General features: G+C 53.9%; 19 protein-coding genes and 2 tRNA genes. 15 read left to right on the plus strand and 6 right to left on the minus strand.

The features are described 5' to 3' along the window. Position 1: 1 nt before the first annotated feature. The 6 genes from IPH75_12855 (at position 2) to IPH75_12880 (ending at position 3,350) form a co-directional block, all read left to right on the plus strand. The gene (locus IPH75_12855; GenBank protein ID MBK7142961.1) at positions 2-760 is read left to right on the plus strand and encodes a geranylgeranylglyceryl/heptaprenylglyceryl phosphate synthase; all 759 of its coding nucleotides are present in this window, start codon (positions 2-4) and stop codon (positions 758-760) included. Then, entirely contained in the window at positions 757-1,347 is a 591-nt protein-coding gene (locus tag IPH75_12860; protein MBK7142962.1) for an SIS domain-containing protein, read from the plus strand. The genes IPH75_12855 and IPH75_12860 overlap by 4 nt, the downstream gene beginning before the upstream one ends. Further along, complete coding sequence (locus IPH75_12865; GenBank protein ID MBK7142963.1) at positions 1,344-2,564, plus strand: O-antigen ligase family protein; 1,221 nt, start codon at positions 1,344-1,346, stop codon at positions 2,562-2,564. Before IPH75_12860 ends, IPH75_12865 begins: the two co-directional genes overlap by 4 nt. Before the next feature lie 53 nt (positions 2,565-2,617). Next, positions 2,618-2,911 carry a hypothetical protein gene (locus tag IPH75_12870; GenBank protein ID MBK7142964.1) on the plus strand — a complete coding sequence of 98 codons (294 nt, stop codon included), beginning with the start codon at positions 2,618-2,620 and terminating at the stop codon, positions 2,909-2,911. A 208-nt stretch (positions 2,912-3,119) separates the two neighbouring features. Further along, a tRNA-Val gene (locus IPH75_12875) sits at positions 3,120-3,193 on the plus strand. 80 nt (positions 3,194-3,273) lie between these two features. Beyond that, positions 3,274-3,350, plus strand: a tRNA-Asp gene (locus IPH75_12880). A gap of 90 nt (positions 3,351-3,440) precedes the next feature. Here the strand turns inward: IPH75_12880 and IPH75_12885 are convergent. After that, complete coding sequence (locus IPH75_12885) at positions 3,441-3,650, minus strand: hypothetical protein (GenBank protein ID MBK7142965.1); 210 nt, start codon at positions 3,648-3,650, stop codon at positions 3,441-3,443. Between the two features lie 321 nt (positions 3,651-3,971). Between IPH75_12885 and IPH75_12890 the strand changes: the two genes are divergently transcribed. The 4 genes from IPH75_12890 to IPH75_12905 all read left to right on the plus strand — a co-directional run bounded on the left by IPH75_12890 (position 3,972) and on the right by IPH75_12905 (position 10,930). Continuing rightward, positions 3,972-5,201, plus strand: a complete 1,230-nt coding sequence (locus IPH75_12890; protein ID MBK7142966.1) for a TolC family protein — start codon at positions 3,972-3,974, stop codon at positions 5,199-5,201. Between the two features lie 14 nt (positions 5,202-5,215). Then, on the plus strand, positions 5,216-6,706 hold the full coding sequence (locus tag IPH75_12895) for an efflux RND transporter periplasmic adaptor subunit (GenBank protein MBK7142967.1): 1,491 nt from the start codon (positions 5,216-5,218) through the stop codon (positions 6,704-6,706). A 13-nt stretch (positions 6,707-6,719) separates the two neighbouring features. Continuing rightward, a complete protein-coding gene (locus tag IPH75_12900) occupies positions 6,720-9,815 on the plus strand; it encodes an efflux RND transporter permease subunit (GenBank protein ID MBK7142968.1) in 3,096 nt (1,031 codons plus the stop codon). Between the two features lie 86 nt (positions 9,816-9,901). Continuing rightward, positions 9,902-10,930 (plus strand): EamA family transporter, encoded by a 1,029-nt coding sequence (locus IPH75_12905; protein MBK7142969.1) that lies wholly within the window; start codon positions 9,902-9,904, stop codon positions 10,928-10,930. Positions 10,931-11,269: 339 nt separating this feature from the next. Here the strand turns inward: IPH75_12905 and IPH75_12910 are convergent, their stop codons facing one another. Next, positions 11,270-11,614, minus strand: a complete 345-nt coding sequence (locus IPH75_12910) for a hypothetical protein (protein ID MBK7142970.1) — start codon at positions 11,612-11,614, stop codon at positions 11,270-11,272. A gap of 556 nt (positions 11,615-12,170) precedes the next feature. On the opposite strand from IPH75_12910, the gene IPH75_12915 reads away from it, so the two are divergent. Both IPH75_12915 and IPH75_12920 read left to right on the plus strand, forming a co-directional pair. Further along, the gene (locus IPH75_12915; GenBank protein MBK7142971.1) at positions 12,171-14,690 is read left to right on the plus strand and encodes a protein kinase; all 2,520 of its coding nucleotides are present in this window, start codon (positions 12,171-12,173) and stop codon (positions 14,688-14,690) included. A gap of 21 nt (positions 14,691-14,711) precedes the next feature. Further along, positions 14,712-14,900, plus strand: coding sequence for a hypothetical protein (locus IPH75_12920; GenBank protein MBK7142972.1), 189 nt, complete (start codon positions 14,712-14,714; stop codon positions 14,898-14,900). Positions 14,901-15,107: 207 nt separating this feature from the next. Here IPH75_12920 and IPH75_12925 read toward each other — a convergent pair whose 3' ends face one another. The 4 genes from IPH75_12925 to IPH75_12940 form a co-directional block, all read right to left on the minus strand. Beyond that, complete coding sequence (locus IPH75_12925) at positions 15,108-15,473, minus strand: hypothetical protein (GenBank protein ID MBK7142973.1); 366 nt, start codon at positions 15,471-15,473, stop codon at positions 15,108-15,110. Further along, a complete protein-coding gene (locus IPH75_12930) occupies positions 15,473-15,859 on the minus strand; it encodes a hypothetical protein (protein MBK7142974.1) in 387 nt (128 codons plus the stop codon). Before IPH75_12930 ends, IPH75_12925 begins: the two co-directional genes overlap by 1 nt. A gap of 69 nt (positions 15,860-15,928) precedes the next feature. After that, on the minus strand, positions 15,929-16,078 hold the full coding sequence (locus tag IPH75_12935; protein ID MBK7142975.1) for a lmo0937 family membrane protein: 150 nt from the start codon (positions 16,076-16,078) through the stop codon (positions 15,929-15,931). A gap of 100 nt (positions 16,079-16,178) precedes the next feature. Next, positions 16,179-16,739 (minus strand): porin family protein, encoded by a 561-nt coding sequence (locus IPH75_12940; protein MBK7142976.1) that lies wholly within the window; start codon positions 16,737-16,739, stop codon positions 16,179-16,181. 373 nt (positions 16,740-17,112) lie between these two features. Between IPH75_12940 and IPH75_12945 the strand changes: the two genes are divergently transcribed. From IPH75_12945 to IPH75_12955, 3 genes are all read left to right on the plus strand, one after another. Continuing rightward, positions 17,113-17,526, plus strand: a complete 414-nt coding sequence (locus IPH75_12945) for a hypothetical protein (GenBank protein MBK7142977.1) — start codon at positions 17,113-17,115, stop codon at positions 17,524-17,526. Between the two features lie 984 nt (positions 17,527-18,510). Further along, positions 18,511-19,101: a hypothetical protein gene (locus tag IPH75_12950; GenBank protein ID MBK7142978.1), complete on the plus strand. Its 591-nt coding sequence runs from the start codon at positions 18,511-18,513 to the stop codon at positions 19,099-19,101. Positions 19,102-19,441: 340 nt separating this feature from the next. Continuing rightward, positions 19,442-20,536, plus strand: a complete 1,095-nt coding sequence (locus tag IPH75_12955; GenBank protein MBK7142979.1) for a fibronectin type III domain-containing protein — start codon at positions 19,442-19,444, stop codon at positions 20,534-20,536. The last annotated feature ends 284 nt before the right edge of the window (positions 20,537-20,820 follow it).

Raw genomic sequence — 20,820 nt, forward strand, 5'->3', positions numbered from 1 at the left:
AGTGTCGGTATTTGCACGGCTGATCGAAACACGGGCTAAAAAGGGAGGTGGTTTCCTTCTGCTGCTGGATCCTGACCGGATCACGCAACGGGAATATCTCCGCCTTGCCGAGGCCGCGCAAGAATCAGGCGTGGATGCCATACTCATCGGGTCTTCCTTCGTGCTTCGCAGCAATTTCCCAGCCGCGGTCCAGGCGATCAAAGAAGTAACCGAACTTCCAGTGATCATCTTCCCTGGCTCAATAACCCAGATCACTGAGCATGCCGATGCCATCCTCTTCACCTCACTGCTCTCCGGCCGGAATGCCACTTATCTCATCGATGAACAGGTCAAGGGGGCGCCGATCATTAAGGAGTCAGGGATCGAACCGATCCCGACAGGCTATCTGCTGATCGAGTCAGGCAATCTGACCTCGGTGCAATTCGTTTCCGGTTCGCCGCCGATCCCGAGCGGTAAACATGATATCGCCGCGGCCCACGCGTTAGCCGCCGAATATCTCGGTATGAAACTGGTTTATCTGGAGGCAGGCTCCGGCGCGAAAGTGCCGGTACCAGTGGAAATGGTCCGCGAGGTATCCTCGTACATTTCTATTCCGGTGATCGTAGGAGGCGGACTTAAGACTCCGGAGTCTGTCGCCGCTCGCATTGAAGCCGGGGCGTCATTTGTAGTTGTCGGCAATCATTTTGAAAGCGATCACAATCTGCAGCATCTTCGCGAACTCACCGCCGCTGCACATCCCAAACAGACCATTCGCGTATGAACAGCATCCAGAAACTTGAACGATTTCGGCGCCATGCCGAAGAATCTATGCTCCTTCGACGTGTGATCGTCGAACGCCTCGGCGAGCAGATCATTGAGTGTTCCAACCTGATCGCCGGCGTGATCGGTTCAGGCGGCAAGATCCTCCTGGCCGGAAATGGCGAGTCCGCTGCAACCGCCTCGCATTTTGCCGCGCAGTTGGTGGTCAGGTTACGCGCGGACCATTTGCGGCAGTCGCTCCCGGCGATAACTCTAGCCGGAGATACTGCTGTCCTGACCGCGGCAGCTACGGAACTTGGATTCAAAGAGATGTTTGCTCGCCAGATCGAAGGAATCGGGCACAAAGGAGACCTGCTGATCGTGATCGCTACCTCCGATGATGCCGAAAGTCTGACGCGCGCGATTCAGGTCGCGCGAGCACGCGGCATGTTGACGATCGGATTGCTTGGCGCCAATGGTGTTCGCATCGCCAATTCCGTCGACCGTGCCTTGCTCATTCCGCATCCTTCCACTCAGCGGGTGCAGGAAGAGCACCTCTTTCTGATTCACCTGCTGGTCGAATTGATCGAAACGGATCTGGTGGCATGACTGCAGCCTCGACAGACTGGCTGAACCGAGCGCTTCAGATCTGCTTTGCCCTCTTTGTCATCACCTCAGCATTTTCGATCGCCCTCGCCCAGATGATGTTGGGCGTTTCGCTGGCACTTTTTATCGCTGTTTCGATTCGCGAGCGACACAATCCTTTCGCGGGCCCCGCCAAAACTCTCTACCTGTTTATCCTCCTGTATCTGATCTGGCTGCTTTTCTCGGCGGTCATGGGAAAAACGCCGCTTCGCTCACTGCTGATCTGCAAAGAGGAGTGGCTGTTCCTGGCCATCCCGATCGGGATATATCTACTTCAGCGACGTTCTTACAGTGAAAAAGTGCTCTTCGGATTCGCTGTGGCAACCGGCATAGTTTCGTTGTTTGCAGTAACACAGTTTTTCACCGGGACGCATTGGCTGCACTATTCTCACGGATCATTTGAAGCGATCGAGGTTGCCCGACCGGTAGGCAATTTCACCCACTGGCTGACTTTCGCCAATTTCTATGCCACCGCCGGGACTTTCCTTTGCGGATATTTAATGTTCAGTAGAAAGAGATTCACCGTTCTCCTTGTCTCTGCATTGCTCTGCTTGATCGCAGTTGTATTGACAGCCAGCCGGACGCCGATCGCGGCGATCCTGATTGCTCTGATCTTCTGTGCCTCGATGCGACCGGGAAAGATCAGGTGGGTGACGATCGCTGCCCTCGTTGGGTTGGTCGGACTCGCGGCACTGCTGCCGGCATCACGACAGAAATTCGGCGAGAATCTCGGGCGCGATACCTCTTCGGAGTATGCAGGAAGTCGGGTATACATCTGGACACGAGCGCTGGACATCGTTGCAGAAAATCCGATCTGTGGAGTTGGGCAGGGAAACTTCCGGGATGAGTATGTGGCGCGACTCGATCCTGATGTCGAAGAAAAACGGAAGTTGGCTCATGCGCACAATGACTTTCTGAATATTGCCGCCGTTGCCGGGATCCCGGGTGCGCTCTTTTTCATCGGAATCTGGATTTCGGTATTTCGAATCGTGGGCAAGGCCGCTTTCGACTTACGCCTGACCATAGAGAAACGACGATTTGCTTTGGCCGCCCTGGTCGGATCGGTCGTTTTTCTCGTCACTTCTCTCACGGAAGCTACCTTTGCCGACGAGGAGGTTCGCCAGATGCTCATGTTTGTCTGGGCGTTAGGGCTTTCGGTGCGGTATAATGAATCGTCGTAAGGCGACGCAAAAGCCTTGACAGTCAACCGGGAACCTCTATTTTGACAGGTACTATGGCAATCCCAAAGAAAAAACCGCTTTCATCAGGCGGCCGTCCATCGACGGCGCAATTGGTTCGAGCCCCCGAGAAGTGGCCGTTCGGACGAAAGAACTACATTCTGTTTGCTGTCTCGTTGGTGGTGATTGTGATCGGCTTTTTTGCCCTGAGTCAGGGTTCCACCAGCCTGGCGCCAGTCCTCCTGGTTGTGGGTTATTGCGTTCTGGTACCGTGGGCAATTCTGGCTAAGGAAAAGCAGGCATCCGAACCACCCAGCGAATCGGCAGCCCCCGAAACAAAGGTCAGCTAATAGATTACGCTGTAATCGATTAACCAGACCCGACAGCTATTTCTGCCCGCCCAGTTATTGGGTGGGCATTTTTCTGCTCAGCCCTTTTGGGCGCTTGCCTTTTTCCGATAGTCGTATATATTGACGGTCTGCCAACGGGCGGCTTTAGTCAGTGATGCTGGAGACAGTGATCTGGCTGGTTGTTCCGGACGGTGTTCACAGGAGAACCGGGCGGTTAGCTCAGCTGGTTAGAGCACCTGCCTTACACGCAGGGTGTCACAGGTTCGAATCCTGTATCGCCCAGTTTTTTGGGTGGCACATTGTCAGGCAGCTGGCGCTGGTCCAACTGGTGTCTGGTTTGTGAATGTTCTTTTCCATGATTCGGGGTTGTAGTTCAGTTGGTTAGAACGCATGCCTGTCACGCATGAGGCCGCGAGTTCGAGTCTCGTCAACCCCGCCATTTTCATCCCCTTGTCTTTCATAATGTTACATCCTCCGCTCGGGAGCACCCTTGTGACATTACAGAACTTCCCCGAACGGGCTGGTTCAGTTACAACTTATTCTTTTGCTTTAGCCCGATCGTGACGATAAATTGACCATTGTGGTACACGTTTCCGGAAACATGCGCTCTTTGGCCCGAAGTTGGTGGTTTGCCTGCTTCCTGCTCCTCCAGATAGCTGGAATTGGGCAGCTCTATCCGTTTGTTCATGTTCACCACGTGCACGATGATGAGGGGACGCGACTTGTTCTCAGCATCCACCCTCCGACTGTCGGTGATTCACATCTTGATGCCACCGACGAAGACGAGCATCATCACGATACCGATCACGTAGTTCTTGATTGCAATCTCTGTCAGCGATTGCTCAGTCAACTACAGCGATCCGCCGATATCATCGTATATACCGTAACTTCCCTTGACAATACTTCGCAAGAGGTTCTGGTCCATCATGCGGCAGACCCTCCCTTATTCCACAAATCGCGTTCGGTAGTTCCTCCAGATCTTCGCGGTCCCCCAGTGATCGTCTGATTCCCTGTTTAATCACTTCTCACAGCATTAACATTTTTTACTGAGGAATAGTGTATGCGCAAACACGCATGCAGTCTGTTCATCGTCATGGCATGTCTGGCAATCGCCGGAACAGCCACAGGCGAGGACAGCCTGACCATCCGATTTACTGAACTGGAGGATTGGTCGCGAACCCGGAGTCTCGGGGCGGCTGATATATCCCACAAGCTCGGATTGATCAAAGCCGAGCGAAATATCGAGTTGCAGCCGTCAAATCCTGAATTGGGCATTGACCGCCAAAGTGTCGACGGCAGCAAAGAGACCGAGATCACAATCGGCAAGACCTTTGAAATGCCCTGGATCTCACTCAAACGTCGCTCGGCCTGGAATGAACGGCTTCGCTCGGCAGAGCAATCAGCAGAGGAAAGTCGAGCACTGCTCTTGAGCGAACTCAAAGCCGGGTATGCCACACTCAGGCTATTCGATGCCCAGTTGTCTCGACTGACTCATATACGCGAAGTGCTCACCGACGCTTCTCACGTGGCGACAACCCGTCACACTGAAGGGCATTTGTCTGGAGTCGAAAATCATCTGATCCAAATGACCGTGATCTCCTTGCAAACCCAGCACCAAAGAGCTTTGGCTGAACGTCGCAAAGCAGAGATTCAGTGGCGAATCTTGCTTGGCGCCTTGCCGGAACAGAGAATTGCGCTGGCGACGCCGATTGATTTTGTGCCAGTGGTACTTAGTAATGGCCAAGACTATGCACAACTCGTAGAGAATCGGCCAGGATATCAGTCCAGGCAAATTCTTCAACAAGCGCTATCAATGCAGGCATCTGCGGAGCGTGCTCGCATCATACCGTCATTTAATCTGTATGGCGGATATAAGTCGATCGACCCCGGTAACAACGGGTACGTTATCGGAGCCTCTTTCAGTCTGCCATTTCTTAATGCCAACCGGGCGACAGCAAGGAAGTTCGACCTCGAACGAATTTTGGCCTCAAACGAAGCACAGCGCTATCGGTCTGAGCAACTTGGTCGGATCAGCAATCTGGTCACTTCCATCAACGAGGCAAGGGAGACTCTGGCTCTCTCGCACGATCATTTCAAAGAGGACATGGAAGCACTTGACGACCTGTTGTTTTCATATGAAGAAGGCTGGCTGACGTTGAGTGAACTGCTTAACGCGGTGCAGATCGAAGTCACCGGGCTGACCGACTACTTTGACCACCTGGTACGCTATTACCAGGATATTTTTGAACTTGAAGCGATCACCGGCCAAACGCTGGTGCAATTCGAATAGATCTGGAGGATTCCGTGTATCGATATATCACAGCGTCTCTGACTCTGATCGCCCTGACGATTGTCGGATGCGAAAGTCACGATCACGCGCATGAAGTCGAGGCTCAGAACGAGCCACCCTCTCGCGCGGTCACCCTATGGACCGACAAGATGGAGCTCTTTATGGAGTACCCCTTGCTGGTCGTCAACGAGCCAGGCAAGTTCATTATTCACCTGACCACAATGGATGATTTCCAGCCTATCCGCTCCGGCAAAGTACGCCTGGAGTTCAGACACTCTTCAGGGCAGCAGTTCACGATCGAAAAGGATTCGATTCTGCGGGAAGGAATATTCACGCCGATGGTTGAACTGCCTCAACCCGGTCGCTACGATTTCACACTGTCCTACGATGGCGAGCGGGTCGATGAGGCTTTCGCGATCGACGGCTTTGAAGTCTACGCCTCAGCCGAAGCCTACCCCGAGGAAGCCGAAGAAGGCGACGAAGGGATCTCTTACCTGAAAGAACAGCAGTGGAAGGTCGAATTCGAGACAGCACCGGCGATAGTCCGCGAAGTCAAGCACTCAGTTCACACTGTTGCCGAGGTTACGCCGCGCGGCAATGCCTACGCCGAGATCTCAGCCCCAGCCGCAGGCATCGTTCGTGCGGGCAACTCATCCATGGTCGTGCCTGTCGGAACTTCAGTACGGGCCGGTCAGCGTCTGATCTCACTTGCGCCACCTCTCGAAGGTGCCAATGGCTGGACCGAGCAACGACTCGCGTTCGAACGTTCCAAACAGGAATTTGAACGTGCCGAGCGCCTCCTCCAGCGTGATGCTATTTCGAAACGCGAGTACGACCAGATTCGCCAGGAATATCTGGTGCGGAAAGCGGGTTTCGACGCTCTGGGCAATGCGACTGACTCTACACTTCTGGAAGTGCGCTCACCCATCTCCGGTGTGGTCTCTGCAGTCCACGTACAACCCGGGCAGACCGTCACTGCCGGTCAGCCGCTGATAACTGTGGCCGACCCCGACCGCGTCTGGTTGAAAGTCAGCGTTTTTGAAAAAGACTTCTATTCGCTCGGCACACCATCTGGAATCTATCTCACCGTCCCCGGGCTTGATACCGGGATCGTGCTGGACGGCTCCGACGTTCGGGTGATCAGTTCCGGTGCGGTTCTCGATCCTCAGACACGGACAGTTCCGCTCCTCATGGAAGTGCCCAACCGAGGTAATCTTCTCAAAATCGGTCAGACGCTTCCCGGCGAGTTGCTCAACGGCGACAGTCGGCAATCTCTCGCCGTTCCTGAGAGCGCCCTGTTCGACGAAGAGGCGCAGCAGGTCCTGTTCGTCCATGTCTCCGGCGAATCCTTTGAAAAGAGAGTCGTCAAAACCGGCAATCACGACCGTGGCTGGATAGCGATTCTCGACGGTCTTGCTGAAGGCGAACGGGTCGTCACTCGCGGCGGCTACATGGTGAAATTGGCCTCAACCACCGCGGCCATCGGCCATCCGCACGCCCACTGAGGAAGGAATCAACATGCTTGAAAAACTGATGCAGATCAGCCTGCACAATAAGCTGATTGTCCTTCTGGCGGCCGTGGCAGTTATGGTGTTTGGTGTTTATACGACGCTCAAATTGCCGGTCGATGTCTTTCCGGATCTGACCGCACCTTCGGTCACGATCATGACCGAAGCCCACGGCATGGCTCCTGAAGAGATTGAAATGCTCGTCACCTTTCCTATCGAGACGGCTGTCAACGGCGCATCCGGTGTACGTCGAGTGCGCTCCAATTCGATCCAGGGACTCTCCACTATCTGGGTCGAATTCGACTGGGGGACCGACATCTATGTAGCGCGCCAGATCGTCAACGAAAAGCTCCAGGCGATCCAGGCGAGTATTCCCGAAGGCGTGGATCGCCCGATCCTGGCTCCCATCACCTCCATCATGGGTGAGATTATGTTGGTTGGACTGACCGCAGACTCAACCAGCGAGATGGATCTGCGCACCATGGCAGACTTCGACCTGCGCCGACGGCTCCAGTCGGTTCCCGGGGTTTCGCAAGTCTTGGTCTATGGAGGTGAAGTAAAGCAGTATCAGGTACGGATCAATCCTTACCTGCTCGCCAAATATGATCTCACTCTTGAGCATGTGCTCAAGGCGGTCTCAGAATCAAACATCAATGCTACTGGCGGTTTTTTCGTTCAGTCAGGCGAAGAGTACCTCCTGCGCGGTATCGGACGGATACGCACACTCAATGATGTTGCTTTCACCGTGATCGATACGCGTAACGGTGTACCGATTCTGGTTCGCGATGTTGCCGACGTATCAATGGCGGCAGCTGTCAAGCTGGGGACTGCGTCAATTGACAGCGAAGATGGCGTGCTGCTGGTCATCAGCAAGCAACCCGACGCCAACACACTGGCGCTCACCCGTCAGATTGAAGCGACGCTTGAGCAGGTCAAGCCATCTCTTCCCCCCGATGTCGAACTGCACACCGACATTTTCAAACAGGCCGATTTCATCGAAGTCGCGGTTGAAAATGTCATACACGCACTCCGCGACGGCGCAATTCTGGTGATTGTGATTCTCTTCCTGTTCCTTCTGAACTTCCGAACCACAATCATCTCGGTGGTCGCTATACCGCTCTCACTGGTGATCGCGATGCTGGTACTCAAGGCGTTTGGCCTGACGGTCAATACCATGACCCTGGGCGGGCTGGCGATCGCCGTCGGTGTGCTGGTGGATGATGCGATCATCTATGTCGAAAACGTCTATCGGCGAATTCGGCAGAATCTCGGACGACCGGTCGCCGAACAGCGGCCGTATGACGCGGTTGTAGCCGCGGCATCCTCCGAGATCCGTGGACCGATAGCGATGGCGACCTTTATCATTATCGTGGTGTTCGTGCCGTTCTTTTTCCTCAGCGGGATCGAAGGGCGCATGCTCAAGCCGCTCGGCCTGGCCTACGCTGTTTCCATCTTTGCGTCGCTTTTGGTGGCGGTCACGGTCACGCCGGCGATGAGCTCATGGCTTTTGCGCAAGACCTCTCCTAAGCATCACGGCGACGGATGGCTGGTGCGCGCACTCAAGGGCGCATATCGACCTACCCTCGATTTCTGTGTGCACCGGCGATGGCTCGTGCTGGGCGTCTCCGCGATCCTGGTAGTGCTCGCTATGGCAACTTTGCCGTTCCTGGGAAGATCTTTTTTGCCTGAGTTCAACGAAGGTACACTGAACATTTCTGTCGCTACTGTACCAGGCACATCGCTCGAAGAATCGCACAAGATCGGCGCGATGGTCGAGGATATCCTTCTGGCCCACCCGGCGGTGAAGTCCACGGCGCGACGAACCGGTCGAACTGAGATGGATGAGCACTCCATGGGTTCTCATGCGCATGAACTTGAAGTTGAGACCGACTTCTCTGAACATCCCAAGAAGGAAGTTATGGAGGAGTTGCGGCGACAACTGACCATGGTGCCCGGCACTGTCATCACCATCGGACAGCCGATCAGCCACCGCATCGATCATATGCTTTCGGGCACACGAGCCAATATCGCGGTCAAGATCTTCGGAACCGACCTGTATCAACTGCGCAATCTTGCCGAAAAGGTCAAGGCGCAGATGGAAGGGATTCCGGGTATTGTTGACCTCTCGGTTGACCAGCAGACCGATATCCCCCAGGTCCGCATCCGTGCCAACCGTGAGCATATGGCGCTGTATGGCCTTCGACCGGCTGACCTCGACGAACTCGTCGATATCGCCTTTCTTGGGGTAAAGGCATCGGAAGTGTACGAGCAAAACGGCCGTCATGATCTCATCGTTCGCTATGCGCCGGAGTATCGGGATAATCTCGTAGCTGTGCGCAACAGCCTGATCGATGCTCCTACCGGCGCACGGATCCCGCTGGCTATGGTTGCGGATATTATCGTCGACAAGGGTCCAAACTACATTGCTCGCGAGAATGCCCAGCGCAAGATCGTCGTGCAGGCCAATGTCACGGGACGTGATCTCAATAGCGTGGTGCAGGAGATTGAAGGCAAGATTGCATCCGGAGTGCCGATGCCACAGGGGTACTTTGTAGAATTCGGCGGACAGTTCGAGAGCGAGCGCGAAGCAACTCGTACGGTCACGATCTTCAGTCTGATCTCCATCATTGCCATTCTCGTGGCTCTTTATATGGAGTTCGGGAGTTTCCGCCAGGCGTCACTCATTATGGCCAATCTGCCATTGGCGTTGATCGGTGGCATTCTGGCTGTTTTCCTGACCGATCGAGTCATCACCATCGCTTCGTTGGTCGGGTTCATCACGCTTTTTGGAATTGCCGTGCGTAACGGGATCCTCATGGTGTCGCACTACAATCACCTAATCGACGAAGAGGGGATGCCTCTTCGTGAGGCCGTTATCCAGGGTTCGCTTGAACGTCTGACGCCGGTCCTGATGACGGCGCTCACAGCCGGTCTGGCGCTTATTCCACTGGCTCTGGCGAGCCACAAGCCGGGAAGCGAGATCCAATCGCCGATGTCGATCGTGATTTTGGGCGGCCTCCTGACGGCCACCTTCCTGAATATGATTGTGATTCCAGTGCTCTACTTGCTCTTTGGACGGAAGAATGAGTCGAGTCTGACAGCGTAATTGCAGAAGGTACACCGGGTCACTGAGTTGTGGCCCGGTGCCTCCAAACATTGATTTCTCCGACCCGAACGGTATATTCGACGCATATGGCGGCTCTCTTCATGGCACTGATCTCGGCGTTGCTCTTTGCGACGGCGACACCGCTGAGCAAACTCCTGCTCAACGAACTGTCGGCTTTCCAACTGGCAGGTCTGCTCTATCTCGGCGGGGCTATCGGAGTTACGCCGCTGGTGCTTCGTCGGAGTCAGCGTCTTTCTATTTTCCGAATGACCAGAAAGAACCAATTGCGCCTAGCCGGCGCAGTCCTGCTTGGCGGAATAGCCGGTCCGGTATTTTTGCTGCTTGGACTCAAACTCGGTTCGGCTGCTTCAGTTTCACTCTGGCTGAACCTTGAATTGGTATTTACTGCCCTTCTCGGCTGGCTCATCTTCCATGATCATCTTGGACGCTATGGATGGATCGGTATTGTTGGAACAGTGGCCGCAGGTGTTTTGCTCTCATTTGAACAAGGAACCACGGGTATTTTGGCGGGATCGCTTGTCGCATTAGCCTGCCTTTGCTGGGGATTCGACAATCATTTCACCGCACTGATCGATGGTATCAGCCCGGCTTACAGCACATTTGTGAAAGGGATTGTGGCTGGTGTCACCAATTCACTGATCGGCGTGACTGTCCAACCCCTCACAACAGATATTCCGGCGATCTTCGGCGGGTTGCTTCTGGGTGCCTTTGCCTACGGTGCGAGCATAGCGCTATACATCGCTGCGGCTCAACGGTTGGGCGCTACTCGTGGTCAGTCCCTATTTGCGACCGCACCGTTCATCGGTGTATTGCTGTCGGTCGTCATTTTGGGCGAGGGGTTATCGTATGTCCAGATCATTGCGGCGATGCTTCTGACAGGCGCATTGGTGGTGATGTTCCGTGATCGGCATGCACATGAGCACAGCCATGAGCCCATGTTACATGACCATTCGCATCGGCATGACGACCTGCACCACGACCACGACCATAATTCTCCATCACCCGTGGGCAGCCATAGTCACCCACATGAACACGGTCCAGTGATCCATAGCCACCCACATTGGCCGGACCTGCATCACCGGCATGGACACTGAATCGAGTCTTGACCTAAGTGTAATCTCAGAATAAGGTTAGCGCAGCTTGTCTCACCCCAGGAGACTTGTGGCACTGCGACAATTCTACGCCAAGTTCTCCCTGACCCAGTTGCAGAATGCGTCACGTAGACCCCGCCATATTTCCTGACATCAATAGGATGCCCGAGCCGACGATCTTGGCGTTATCCTCCCTAAGGTAAGACCACTCATAAAGCGATCCCGCAATTCCGAGGAGCAGATTATCGGCATTCCGAAGGATGTCGAGGACGGACTGTAGGTGGCCGATGCCTGCCGTAAGTACGGCATGAACGCTGTTAGTCCATACGGCCCAGTTATCTCCTATTGCGACTCCGGGTCGAACATGATCTCGCGAACCTCCTGCGCGCAGCGACACGCAACAGCGATCCTGGCAGCCCAACCGAGTGCCTCCTCATGTGAAGAAACCTCGATGATCGAAAACCCGCCGATAACTGCCTTTTTCTCCGGTACTGGTCCGACTGTGATGCTCCCATCTGTTGCAACTATGGTCGATTGCTGGCGCTGGACACCGCAGCCAAAGATCCAGACCCCAGCGGCCTTTGCCTCCCGGACCACTTTATGTGATTCCTCGCCCACCGACGGCCAATCTTCATCAGGAATATGGTCCATTGAGCCGTCATCAAATGAGATCAAGTATCGAGGCATCGCATCGTTCCTTCCTTTGTAGCCTAACGATGGATATATGGTTTCTTCACATTACCTTTGAGCTGCGAAATCGCGACATATTACCCCACCCCCGCTCAAATCCTTGGGATTTGTTACTGCAAACGGTACAGCCATTAGGTCATCTTCAGCTATTGCGTGGCACCAATGATAGTCAACCACATTGCTTCCGTCACTCAAATTTTCCAACACGTCCACCCGTACGTCGAGTAGATACTGCAAGTTTTGCGGCCCTGTCAACGCTCCCCCTCAGTACCTACTTCAGTCCCCGAAACCGCCCCCTCCGACACTTTCAGATGGGCCCAGGTATTCATCACAGCGATCGTGCTCCGTCTGTCTCGCGGACCGAAATCCGTGGGCACCCCACCGGCTAAGATTCGCCCATTCTTTCCGATTGTCTGGGGGCTCGCCGTCTCTTTCTAAAATTCACGGCCGATACTGGTAACTTGTTGCGGTAATTGTTAAAAAAGTGCATCTTTGTAGTCGGCATTAAATAACGGGCGGTCTCACCACCGCCATGACCGGGATCTAATTGAGCTTGTCAAAAGAAGATTCAGACGATAAAACCAGAACACACGTCCCCCTGACGGGTGGCGAACTAGTCTCACACTACCGGATCATCGAAAAGATCGGTGCCGGAGGCATGGGTGAGGTTTATCTGGCTGAAGACACACGTCTAAAGCGGAATGTCGCTCTGAAATTCCTCCCGCTCCACCTGGTTGCAAACGAAGAGATCAGGACCCGGTTCCTGCGCGAGGCACAGGCGGTCGCCAAACTGAATCACCCGAACATCGTCACTATATATGACGTAAGCGAATTCAACGGCCGGCCGTTTTTTGCCATGGAACATGTCGAGGGAAATCTCCTTCACCACTTTGCTCATGAAAAGCCGTTACCGCTCGACACCATCATTGATTACGCCTTACAAGTCTGCCAGGGTATAGGGGAAGCACACCGGGCCGGTGTGATACATCGGGACATCAAAGCCACTAACATCATTGTGGACACCAAGGGGAGAGCTCGCCTGCTCGATTTTGGGCTGGCGGCTATGGCTGGCGACGACAAACTGACGAAAACCGGCTCCACCCTTGGTACCGTCGCGTACATGTCGCCGGAACAGGTCTCGGGGCGAGAGATCGACCATCGCTCTGACTTGTTCTCCTTTGGCCTCGTTTTGTACGAGTTGATCGCCGGACGCACGCCGTTTCGCCGGGACAACGAAGGCGCCACTCTCCGAGCTATCATCCAGGATACGGCAGAACCATTGAGCCGATACAAATCTGGGATTCCACAGAAGCTTCAGACAGTTATCGACAAACTACTGGAAAAAGACCGGGAGATGAGATATCAGACGGCTGAAGATATCATCGCCGATCTGAAACGGCTCCTCTATGATTCGCAGCAGACCGGACATCATTCCCCGTCCAAACCGGTCAAGTCAAACCTGAAATTGTATGTCGGAGCGGCGGTAATCGTCGTTGCGGCAGCCCTGGCTTTATTCCTGTTCCCGCGCTCCGATTCGACCCAGACGGAAACAGCCAATGCCATGCCGATGATCGCGGTCTTACCCTTTGAGAATCTTGGGAATCCGGATGACGAGTACTTTGCGGATGGTATGACCGAGGAGATCACCTCGCGACTTGTCGGGATCGCTGGCCTCGGCGTGATTTCCCGGTCCAGCGCCGTTCAGTACAAGAAGACGGACAAAAGCTTGAGCCAGATCGGCAAGGAGCTTGGCGTCAATTACATCCTTGAGGGATCGATCCGCTGGGCAAGAACAGACGGGCGACCCAAAGTCAGGATAACTCCGCGATTGATCCGCGTTTCCGATGACCGCAATATGTGGTCCGACAATTACGAACGCGAGATGATGGATCTCTTCGCCGTCCAGGAAGATATCGCAACGAAGATCACTTCTCAACTCGGTCTGACACTCTTGGAGTCGGACCGAAAGGAACTGGCGGTCCGTCCCACGAAGGACTCAAGAGCGTACGATTACTATCTCAAAGGGATCAATGAGCTGCGACGTGACATGGATGGTAACATGTTCCTGGCTACTGCCAATTTGGACAGCGCTGTCACGGTCGATCCTTCATTCGCCCTGGCCTATGCGGCCCGATCTCGCGCGTACTCAATAAAAGCATGGAAAGATCCGAAAGGGGCAGATGCAAAAGTTGCTCGCGAATCTTTTGAAAAAGCGTTGCAACTCCAGTCCGATCTGTCCTACGGACACATGGCCGCCGGGATCTACTATAATCTTATCGAAGAAGATTACGATAAGTCGCTGATCGCGCTTAACGAGGCTGTCTCCGAGCTGCACGGTGATGCCGAAGTGCTTTCCAACATCGCTCTGGTACAGTGGCGCAAAGGGATGATCGACGAACCGAATGAAAATTTCAGAAAAGCCAGCGAACTTGACCCCTTGAACCCCTTTGTCCACGCCAGGCAAAGTGGATTCTTCAGCTATAGAAGAATGTATGCCGACGCCGAACGGTCTATAAACCGGGCTATCGCCCTTGATCCAAAATCTCCCGGCTACTATTTTGCCAAGATCGGAGTGTACGCGAATCAGTACGGCGACTGGAACAAGTGTCGGGAGGTCATTCAGCAGGCATTCAAGAGCGTAGATACAGTGACGGTTCTCGGATACCTGTTTCCCGATCTCACGGCTTTGGGTGGCTGCTCTCTGGATTCTCTCTTGGGTTTTCGCCCTGAGCAGTACAGTAAGATGGCTGATAGTGCACGAACACTGTTTGGTTTGGCTCTCGATAGTCTCCGAAAGGAAAAAAGCCCGGACCTCGCTTTGGACTCCAGTAACTTTTGGAGCCGGTGGCAATTGAGTGGGCTCTATCGGGCTGCCGGAAATACGACGCTGTCAAAGGTCTATCTGGACTCAGCCAAAACGGCTGCAATTTATCATGTAAACAAAGTACCGACTGATTTTCATGCAGTTTCTTATCTGGGACTACTGTTTGCTGAGTCCGGTTCCTGCGACCAGGCAATTGAGTACGGCAACCGCGGAAAGGACCTCTTGTCACTTGACAAGTGCCATTGGTGAGGACCACAACAGGTCATGGTCATGGCCGTTATTTACACCAAGTGTGGGCAATACGATAAGGCACTCGACGAACTTGAAGTGTTGCTATCCGAGCTAACGGGATACTCTGTCAATTCGCTCAAAATGAGCAGCCATTTCGACCCGCTCCGAAAACTTCCTCGGTATCAGGAGATGATGCGCAAGTACGCCAGCACCTCTAGCCTGCCTTAAGGCTCTCGATGCTGATTGACCGGGCTGGCCTTGCGTCTCTGCGGTCCGCAAAAATGTTGACCTCGCTGCACGGCGGGGTTTTTCCTTTTTCTCCAGATCCGGCGCCGGCTGAAATGAATCACCCATGCCAATTGAGCTGTATTGCGGGCACCTCAACTGGGCACGGGTGATACGAATCCTGCCGTTATATCTATCTCTCTTGAACCGTTAATCCACGAGCTTTCGCAGGAGCGCCGTTGCTCCGGTCATGCGCATCCAACGTTTTTCCGACAGCAATATATTGAGCACTATTACGGGAGCGAGCAGATAGATGGCACCTATACTGACCCCGACTATGGCCTTGGTCGTCGGCTCCCATGGCGTATACAGTAACACCACTAAAGGGACGAGCATGAGTCCGGCACCGAGCAGGGTGATCATTCCGACAACAACGCAGAACAGGATCAGCAATCGATACGCAGACTTGACGCCTTCAAGGTAGCAGATTGCCAAACGCAGCTTGAGCAAACTCAGAGATGAGTCGACCAAATGCTTCTTGAACCGATCAATGAGTTTGGAGAGGACCTCCAGCATTACGGCTTGCTTCTCTGAGATCTGCCCAGCATATAGCCAACTAATGTGGCACCTACAGCGGCCCCGCCAACATAGGCCCACGGGTTTCTATGCACGCTCTTGTTCACATCGGTAGCCATATCGACCACCTTCCGTTTGCCAGCCTCGTACTGATCGGCCGCTCGGCTGCCAAGTGTACCGGCAAAAGCACTCACCACAGACGAGAGATCAGAGTATTTGCTTTCCATTGCCGCCTGCAACTCCGCCCTCTTGTCGCGCGCGGCGGCATTTAACAAGTCAAGCGCTTCATTAATTCGTTTGTCTTCAAATCGTTCCATTGTATTCTCCTTGGATGATGCCGGTATTTCCGGCTGTTCGAGTGTTCGTTGGCTTTCCATACTTTTCATTCAGGCACTCCTCTGCACCATGGCGTTTGGCTCTCTTCCGGGCGTGATCTACTGCTTCACTGTCTGGAGTCAAATAGCTCTGCGCCTGGAGACAGTAGTGACAGCCATCATGATCAGGGCGCTTAACATCAGCAGGTGAGTGTGGCCGTTCATGACATGTCCTGTCAGCATCCCGATTACCCAGAGGACAACCAGAATTGTGGCAATAGTTGCGATCACATTCCTCTCCTCAGTGATTTCCGGAAATAAGCTGCCGTCAGAGGTATCCTCGCATCAGCCGGCAGCGATCCGGGAAGTCTCACCAATTAGCACAATTCACTTACAGGCGAAACAACAGACCGAAATTCAGTGAATAGAAGTCTGACTTCTGTCCGTCCAGAACGGCTTCTGGAAGTTCCTTGAACTTGTAGTCCAGGAATACATACCGAACATCTCCGAAAAGCTTGAACTGCGGCGACGCAGATACTTCCAGACCGGCGGCGAGGTGCCATCCGAATTCATTCGTGGTTTCATCGTCAAATCCTGCATCGTTGTAGGTGTTGTTGTAATCAAAGGTAGTGTTATACCAGCCACCTCCGATTCCTCCGTAGATCATCGGCAGCGGATAGAGCAGCCCGGTAACCGTCAGTGGCCAGTTCCTGACCGTCACAGCCCCGGAGCCATACTTTTCCTGGCGATAGCCAAGATCTCCTTCGAGTCCAAGGATCGGCATGACCTTCATACGGAGGGTTGCGCCGACAAGGTAATTTGCATCCTCTGCACCATCTGACTTCTGGATTCCCAGGTGAGGGCCCAGGTAGAGGCTCGTCTGACTGCTCGCTGAAAGCGGCAGCAAGAAGAGCATCCCCAGAAAGATCGCTGAACTTAGTTTTATAAACACATCTGTCTCCAATTTCTGTCCGGTTTACCTGCAAGTTGTTTTACGCTTCACTGCGCGAGAGTGCAGGTCTGTTGTGCTGTGTTGGCACCATACTATGGTAGCCCAACGCTCGTTGATGCACCATCGCCCAAAGGGTTGAAAAGAGAGCTAGTCCCATGGAGCGACCTTTCGTCCGGGTTGAGCACCTCGTGCATGTCGAGTGACGGTTTCGCCCAGTCTGATTGGCGCATCCAGCGTTCTGGGCACCGTCCGGCTTGACAAGAGAATTGCAGCCTGATATGTTGCAAACGGAACGGTCGTCTTCCAAACCGAGGTTCGCCGCGACCACTTTCTGGCGAGCCAATCAGCAATAAGCACGAAGTAGAGAATTGGTATGAGTGAGCAGTCATCCAAAAACGCGGATGACCCAAAAGATTCCGCGACTTCATCACCTTCCCAAAACGGGAACAAGAAGTCGCAGGATGATGCCAGTTCTGCTGACACCAACAACCAGTCACCGCCCAAAGACAGCAGTCAAAGTACGAATGCCCAGTCAGACGAGGCCAGCAGCTCGAATGAGGCAACTGGTTCTGCGATTGATTCTGCCGCCGACCAGACTGTTGATACTCAGCCGCCTGATGAATCAGCGACAGCTGTTTCGGCCAAAAACCCCGCCGCCGTTTCCCTGGGGAGATTGGGAGGACTTAAAGGCGGCAAGGCCCGGGCGCGAAGCCTGACCAAGCGAGAAAGAAGCGAGGCCGCTCGAAAAGCGGCGAGGGCACGGTGGCGAAAGAAAGAACAGACTTAGCCGATCTGGGCTCTCATTCGATACAACCCGACTCAATTCCGGCTTCCCTTCCATCTAAATTGCGCCTCAGCACCCTCCGATAGGTAATCTTTCCTCAGCTCCGAAATGCTGAGTTCCTTCCTTTCAGATACCAGCTCTCGACTGTACACCACACATAAATGATGATCTACCAACGAGTCGTGGCTATTACACCGGCTCGACTGGCCACCCTTCATCCTGCCGTCAGCTTGATCTGAAATGAAATTACCGCAGAAGAGCTCAGGCAGTTCGTCGTCAGAAGCAACTTCTTTAGCGCTTACGCATAAATTACTCGACTATGCGTGACCGGTTACGTATAAGCCTCATGCGCGTCACGTGTACGCGAATGCTCCGCCACCCAGAGCAAACCAAATCGAATCATGGGTGCTTATCGTCCGTGAAGTGACTGGTACTTGCAGTACTCGCTTGCAGCACCGGTCACGGATCGGACGAACTATTATCACTATCCGCGAAATAACGAGGGAGTGGCGCGCGCTGGTAACACAGCCGCCTGACGTTAGAGTCGGGTATCCCCCTCCGCCACTCCCTCCTTTTCTTACTCAATGTTTTGTCACACAACATGTTAGGTGCGGCACCTCGGACGTCCTTCACCCTATCCCATTCCCTGCTCATGAACTCAAGGGGCTCATGATGATATTCTTGACCGCTTACGCATAAAAAAGTAGCCTATGCGTGAGCGCTTACGTATAATCTGTGAATGGTGACCGATGGTGGTCACAGTAGGTTTATCTGGATCGATTTCCGTCCGTGAAGCGGCTGGCCTGGTTCCCCTCCCCATTTTTGCCAGCCGTGGATCGGACCTTTTGGAATGAACTCCTGTGTCTGTCGCAGAAGGCCACGCAACTCCTCCTGCCAGATTTCATTCCGCGTCGTGTCTCTCACCTGTCGGAAGGTTTCAGGTGAGAGAATGGAGAATCAATTGGTCTGTTGTGATGGGATGGAAAAATGAGGAATGGGATCCGTTTGATCGTCTGCACTCTTGTCATGCTGTCCGTTTCCCAAAGTCTGTTGAGTGCGACGGCTGATATCACGTTGGTGTGGACCGCACCGGGGAATAATGGCATGGTCGGTAGGGCCACCCAGTATGATCTTCGCTACGCCACGTTTCCAATATCTGATGCCAATTGGGCGCTTGCCACCAAGGTAGTCAATCTCCCCGCTCCACAATCTGCGGGAAATCAAGAAGAATTCAAAGTCACCGGACTCCTGCCGGCTACAACTTACTACTTCAGTCTGAAGGCCGGTGATGCCAGGCCAAACTGGTCAATGCTCTCTAATGTCGCCTACCGAACGACTTGCCCTGATGGCTGCGATGGTCAGAACGGGAATGTCAACGGATCGGCAGATGGTCATGTCGACCTCTCCGATCTGGCCGTACTCACCGCATACATCACGAGCGCAAATGGCCACTATACTATCTGTCCCGCCATGGGGAACACCAACAGCTCCCCGGATGGCGTGATTGACCTGTCCGACCTCGCAACCTTGATCGCCTTTTTGGTCCAGGGGACTCAGTTCCTGCAATGTCCGCAATAAACCCTCGTTACTCGACCCGACTATGTACTGATCCGGTCTAAAACAAAGAACAATTTGAACTATTCGAGTAAAGCGCAACGGTATCACGCATCAGGAATGGGTCAGGCAGATCCCTGTTTTGAGATCCGGTATCATCATTTGATCCGGTTCCACTACCTCCCCAGGTATTCACTAATTACAGACACTTCATGAATCTGCTCGCCATGGTAGCGTGAGCCGCCGCCGGGAAGGTCCTTGTCAGATGACTGACAACGGTCCGGTGGCTGGCCACAGTAACTGCTTTGGCGAGATTTCCAACATCACCATAGGAGAGAACTCCATTCAGGAAGGAAGGAGAATCATGGGAAACAGAATCGTCTTGTCTGGATGTGCCATTGCTGTCCTGACATTCGCGGGAGTGAAGGCGGAAGAGTTGCAGGTTGTTGCGACCACTCCGAATTCGGTCACGCTCACCTGGATCGCGCCGGGAGATGACAACTTCACTGGGCAGGCTTCGGCATATGATATCCGTTATTCACTCACAACCATCACCGCAGCTAATTGGGCTAGTGCGACCAGGGCAACCGGCGTTCCTGCTCCAAAAGTAGCTGGAAGCGCAGAGTCGTTCGATGTCACCGGTTTGGCATCGAGCACCACATACTTCTTTGCTATGAAAGCAGGTGATGAGATCCCGAACTGGTCGGCAATGTCTAATGTCGTTCAGAAGACTACCCTGCAGGAGGCCACGCCACCGTCGGCAATTGTCAATCTGACTGCCGGAACGGTCACTTCTTCGAGCATTGCACTTGCCTGGACTGCTCCGGGAGATGATGGCACGGTTGGTACCGCTACTCTGTATGATATCCGGTATTCGACTTCAACGATCACCGCCAGCAACTGGGCAAACGCCGCACAGGTCGCCGGCGAGACCGCTCCAAGAGTAGCAGGATCTGCTGAGTCGTTTGTAGTGGCCGGTTTGAACCCCGCAACTACCTATTACTTTGCTATCAAGACGGCTGATGAGGCTGCAAATCTGTCTGCTTTGTCAAACGTTGCTACCAAGGCCACTGGCGCAGAGTCAACGCCGCCATCCGCCATCGCCAATCTGGCAGCACCGACGTCTGGTGAAACCACAGTGACGCTCACCTGGACTGCTCCGGGGGACGATGGTAATTCCGGCACGGCCACTCAATACGACATACGATACTCAACGACGGCGATCACGGCGGCCAACTTTGGTTCGGCCACCCAAGTAGCTTCCGAACCTTCGCCAAAAGTGGCTGGAAGTGCTGAGACCTTTACCGTGACTGGCTTGGCATTGAGCTCTACCTATTACTTCGCGATCAAGACCGCCGACGAGGCCGCGAATTGGTCTGGCCTATCGAATGTCATCTCTAAAGCAACGACTGGCGATACCACACCGCCGGCGCAGGTGACTGATCTTGCCGCCTACTAAGGCCGAAAACGAAACGGGCATCCAGAGAATCCCCCGTCGCCCCGTGTGGCGGGGGATCACAATTTCACATCTCGCGAAATCTTCGCCATCAATACGAACTTCGCCTCGCTCGTTTTTGCACGATTGCTGACAGTATCTGGCTGCCTCGGTCAGCCGTCGCATCACCTTCATCGCCGTAACTTCTCAAATCTCTTTGCGTTGCAGCGACATCAGTCGTAACCAGACGGTAACACTATCCTAACTTGACTTTCACATTCACTGACGGCATTGTCCTCTGGGCATAT

This window comes from bacterium, assembly GCA_016708025.1.
Classification (GTDB): Bacteria; Zixibacteria; MSB-5A5; order GN15; family FEB-12; genus FEB-12.